Consider the following 788-nt stretch of genomic DNA (forward strand, 5'->3'; position numbering starts at 1 on the left):
GTCCAAGGATACCGTCTTCAGAAATGCGCGCATCGTCCTCGACGACAAGACCCTCAACGGATCGGTCGTGATCCGCGATGGCAAGATCGCCGAACTGTCCGAAGGGTTTTCGGCTATCGGTGAGGATTTCGAAGGCGACTATCTGATCCCGGGCCTGATCGAACTGCACACCGACCATCTCGAAAGCCACTATTCGCCCCGCCCCGGCGTCCGCTGGGACAAGATCGCCGCGATCCAGGCACATGACGCCCAGGTCGCCTCTTCGGGCATCACCACTGTCTTCGATTGCCTGCGCATGGGCTCGGATGAAGACGGTGGCTTTGAGACGGGCGAGATGCGTGACATGGCCGATGCTTTGATGACGGCGCGGACGGAAAACCGCCTGAAGGCGGAGCACCTGATCCACCTGCGCTGCGAAGTCTCGTCATCCGACGTCATCGACCATTTCGAGACATTCGAGCATGACCCGCAGGTAAAGCTGGTGTCGATGATGGACCATGCGCCAGGCCAGCGCCAGTTCCAGACGATGGATCAGTATACCTTCTACTACAAGACCAAGCGCGGGCTGACGGACGAGCAGTTCGCCGAATTCGTCGCACGTCGCCTTGAAGCCTCCGAGCGTCACGCGAAGAAGCATCGCGACATCATCGCTGCCTTCTGCAACAGCCATGCCATCACCGTCGCCTCGCATGACGACGCCACGGTGGAGCATGTCGAAGAAGCCATCGGCTACGGCGTCCGCCTTGCCGAATTCCCGACCAGCCATGAAGCCGCGCGCGCTTCGCACC

General features: G+C 60.7%; 1 protein-coding gene. It reads left to right on the forward strand.

Annotation, left to right across the window (positions count from 1 at the left end; genetic code table 11):
• Positions 1–788, forward strand: a 788-nt coding sequence (locus tag AC1D0P_RS26375) for an alpha-D-ribose 1-methylphosphonate 5-triphosphate diphosphatase (RefSeq protein WP_477679428.1), incomplete at both ends; no start/stop codon positions are given.

It is taken from the genome of Polaromonas sp. P1_G2, from assembly GCF_056405515.1.